The 3,550-nt window shown below is 66.7% G+C and carries 4 protein-coding genes and 1 pseudogene; all 5 read left to right on the top strand.

All coding sequences use genetic code 11. From position 1 onward, the window contains the following. Window positions 1-118 precede the first annotated feature (118 nt). The 5 genes and pseudogenes from AB0I51_RS48180 (at window position 119) to AB0I51_RS48160 (ending at window position 3,492) form a co-directional block, all read left to right on the top strand. Entirely contained in the window at window positions 119-388 is a 270-nt protein-coding gene (locus tag AB0I51_RS48180) for a hypothetical protein (protein ID WP_362985854.1), read from the top strand. A 35-nt stretch (window positions 389-423) separates the two neighbouring features. Then, window positions 424-549 (top strand): annotated as a pseudogene (locus AB0I51_RS48175) (IS5/IS1182 family transposase); the annotation flags it as partial. Between the two features lie 80 nt (window positions 550-629). After that, window positions 630-2,108 carry an APC family permease gene (locus AB0I51_RS48170; RefSeq protein ID WP_362985852.1) on the top strand — a complete coding sequence of 493 codons (1,479 nt, stop codon included), beginning with the start codon at window positions 630-632 and terminating at the stop codon, window positions 2,106-2,108. A gap of 232 nt (window positions 2,109-2,340) precedes the next feature. Further along, window positions 2,341-2,796 carry a hypothetical protein gene (locus AB0I51_RS48165; RefSeq protein WP_362985850.1) on the top strand — a complete coding sequence of 152 codons (456 nt, stop codon included), beginning with the start codon at window positions 2,341-2,343 and terminating at the stop codon, window positions 2,794-2,796. A gap of 60 nt (window positions 2,797-2,856) precedes the next feature. After that, window positions 2,857-3,492 carry a transposase family protein gene (locus AB0I51_RS48160; protein WP_362985848.1) on the top strand — a complete coding sequence of 212 codons (636 nt, stop codon included), beginning with the start codon at window positions 2,857-2,859 and terminating at the stop codon, window positions 3,490-3,492. The last annotated feature ends 58 nt before the right edge of the window (window positions 3,493-3,550 follow it).

The following is a 3,550-nucleotide window of genomic DNA, read 5'->3' as shown; positions in this document are numbered from 1 at the left end:
CCGGCGAGTACTTACTGGGTGGCGCCATTTCTTCCTCGTTTCCTTGTTCAGGACAACCCTATTGGGTGCCTGTCCGGAAACTTCGTGGCCCCTCAACCGCCGGCACACGGTGGATGCGATGGGCTACTACGACCTGCTGGCCAGCCCGAACACAGAAGTGGACGTCTGGAGCACCGAGTATCTACACGTCCTGGACGGTCCCGATCCGGTGTGGGCCTGGGTCGAGGCCGCCGGGCTGCGGCCCGTCATCGACGGGCTGTCCTCAGCCGAGTTCGGCGCGTTCCGTAGCGCCTACCTGGAACGGCTACGCGCGGCTTACCCCTCCCTGCCGGACGGTCGCACTCTCTTTCCGTTCCAGCGGCTCTTCCTCGTCGTTCACCGCGCCTGAACCTCGATCCGCTGGATGAAGTCTGATCACGGGCGTCCAAGATGCACATCCTGTCGGACCCGAACGGACTGCACCTCCTCGTCAACGTCCCGGCCGGCGGCATCCACGACAGCGAAGGGCTCGAGCAAATGATCGGGGGTCACCAAACGGGACACGCCCCCAGACCGCGCTGACAGGGAGGGGCCTCTTCGGCACACGGTCCCCATCATTTCTGTCTCTGCTCACAGGACAAGGTCATGACATGAGCGACGAAACCTCTTTCAAGCCGACCGAGGCAGCCTCCGGGGTCGGCACCCTCGAAGCGGCGAGCCCCCAGCTCCAAGGGCGCATGGGTGTCACGGAGGTCGCCTTCACCGTCCTGGCTTTCGCGGCTCCCCTGGCCAGTGTTGTGGGCGTGATACCGCTGGTGATCGGCTCCGCCGGCGCGGGAGCACCACTCGCCTTCGTCGCGGCGACCCTGGTGTTGATGGTCTTCTCCGTCGGCTACACCACGATGAGCCGATACCTCCCCAACCCCGGCGCGTTCTACGCCTATATCACCGCCGGTCTGGGCCGGGTGGTCGGGATGGCTGCGAGTCTCCTCGCTGTCCTCGGGTATTTCATGATCGGTGTGGGCGCCTCCCTCTTCTTCGGGATCGTCGCCGACGACATGGTCGTCGACTCGTTCGGCGGCCCATCGTCGCCCTGGTGGTCATACTCGCTGGCACTCGTCGTGGTCGTCGGGATCCTCGGATACTTCCGGATCGACGTGTCCGCCAAGGTGCTGTCGCTGGCGATGGTGCTGGAGATCGTGGTGATCCTGATCTTCGACCTGGCTGTCGTCCGCCACGGGGGCCCGGAGGGGCGCTCGCTCACCCCGTTCGCCTTTGGCTCCTTCAGGTCAGGAGCCGTGGGGGTCGCCATGCTTTTCGCCGTGACCACCTTCATAGGCTTCGAGGCCACGGCGATCTTCCGTGAGGAGACCAAGGACCCACGGCGAACGATCCCCCGGGCGACCTATCTGGCCGTGCTCTCCATGGGCGTCTTCTACATGGTCGTCACGTGGCTGCTCGTGGTCGCCTACGGCACGGCGCATGCCACGCACGTGGCTACCACCAACCCACCGGGCATGTTCTCGGACGCCATGGGACGGTTCACAGGAACGTGGGCACGGGATGTGATCTCGGTGCTGGTGGTGACCTCTGTGTTCGCAGGGGTGCTTTCGTGTCAGAACATCATCGCCCGATACGGGTACTCCTTGGGCACCGACCAGGCGCTGCCGTCGCCCCTCGGCCGCGTGCACCCGCGCCACGGGTCGCCATACATAAGCTCCCTCACGGTGAGCGCCATCTTCGTCATCGCCGTACTCGCGTTCACCGGCAGCGACCCAGCGACGGCGTACGCCTGGCTGACCGGGGCCGGCGGCTTCCCCATCCTCGTGCTCATGTTCCTGACCAGCCTGGCCGTTCTCGTGTTCTTCCACCGGTCGCGCGAGAAGGTCGATGACACGACACGTTGGCACACCGTGATCGCTCCCGCACTGGCCACAACGGCCCTGGGTGTGACGCTCTACTTGGCCTTCACCAACTTCGTCCTCCTGACCGGAGGTAACCGCGGGACGGCAGTCACCTTGCAGGTGATCGTCTGGGGGGTCTTCCTCGCCGGGCTCGTCCTCGCCCTGGTATTCCGGTCGCGGCGTCCGGACGTGTATGCGCGGATCGGCCGACAGCCGATCACCTGATCTGGCCCGCAGGTGCGCACGGGGTGTCGCTCTTGCGGGGCTTGGGGTCGTTCGCGCAGCCACTTCAGTGAAGTAGCGCCATCCTGAAAGTCGCTGATCAGTGGTGCTGGCGTGGCGTTCGTTCGGGGTGCTCGTGCTGGTCGTGGGCGGCAGTCTGCGCTGTAGATCGTCTGTCGGGGCGGTTTCGCCGGTTTCTGCCCGCCGTGGCCGATAGGGCTCCTACGATCCGGGCATGAGGGACCCCGAGTTGCTGGAGCGGATCGCCGCGCGACGCGCAGAGCTGGACGGACTCGAAGAACAGCTGGCCAAGCAGTTGGAGGAAGTACGGGCCGAGCGCGACGAACTCGCCGTCGCGATACGGGTCCTTGAGCGGATGAGCGAGCAGATCACCGAGGAGCTTGCTGTGACCGTGCCGGTATCTGCGCAGGTGGGCGGTCGGACGGTGTGGATGATCCCGGACCGTGAGGCGGGTGCGGAGGAGACGGCGCTGCCGCCGGAGTACCAGCGCATCCTCACCGTCGTGCGGACGGCCGGCGGGCCGGTCTCGGTCCGTCAGGTCGGCGAGGAGCTCGGCCTGGACACCGGGGTGCGGGGCAAGCTGGAGCCGCTGCGCGGGAAGCTGAGGAAACTGGCCGACCGCGGCTGGCTGTGCACACGGCCCGACGGGAAGTTCACCATCCGGCCGTGACCCTCCGAGACATGGCGGCGGGGCCGTAACCACGGTGTCCCCGGCGGCCGTTGAAGTTGTGTGACCAAAAACAAAGAACACGCCGGGGACACCGTTTCCCTTGTTTACCAGTGCCGTCTGTCGCTGTCCACGCGGACCATCAACCACCTCGCCGACCTGCTCAGAGGCCACCTGAAATCGATAGGTTCCAGGTGGCGAACCCGGACGCCCGGCAAGATCGCCGTGATCGTCCTGGCCGTACTCCGGCACGACCAGCGCCTGGCCGACATGGCCGGTGGCAACGACATCTCGCCCACCACCGTCCGCCGCTGGCGCGACGAGCTGATCGCCCTGCTCGCTCCGCAGGCCCCACGCCTGGACCGCGCCCTGAAGAAGATCGCCAAGCGGGGCGGAGAGGTCGTCCTGGTCGACGGCACCCTCGTCCCCACCCAGCGCCGCACCGGAACAGAGAACCGCCCCAACTATTCCGGGAAACACCACCGTCACGGCCTGCACTTCCTCGCCATCACCGACGAACGCGGCCGCCTGATCTGGATCTCGGCCGCCCGGCCCGGCCGCACCCACGACATCACCGCCGCCCGCCGCGACCACCTGATCACCCACCTCCGCGCCGCCGGCCTCGGCGCCCTGGCCGACCTCGGCTTCCTCGGCCTGGACGACAGGGCTGATGCGTTCTCACTCAGCGAGATGAGCTGATCGCGTGTGCATGCGCCAAGGCGGCCGGACCGTCCGGACTGGAGACGGTGAACGCGAC

Source organism: Streptomyces sp. NPDC050549 (assembly GCF_040655035.1).
Taxonomy (GTDB): Bacteria; Actinomycetota; Actinomycetes; order Streptomycetales; family Streptomycetaceae; genus Streptomyces.
The sequence above is the reverse complement of the archived record's forward strand: the minus strand, read 5'-3'. Positions and strand labels throughout refer to the sequence as shown.

Excerpts from the sequence above, each read along its gene's own strand:
- AB0I51_RS48180 (WP_362985854.1), top strand. The coding sequence starts at position 119 with ATGGGCTACTACGACCTGCTGGCCAGCCCGAACACAGAAGTGGACGTC.
- AB0I51_RS48170 (WP_362985852.1), top strand. The coding sequence starts at position 630 with ATGAGCGACGAAACCTCTTTCAAGCCGACCGAGGCAGCCTCCGGGGTC.
- AB0I51_RS48165 (WP_362985850.1), top strand. The coding sequence starts at position 2,341 with ATGAGGGACCCCGAGTTGCTGGAGCGGATCGCCGCGCGACGCGCAGAG.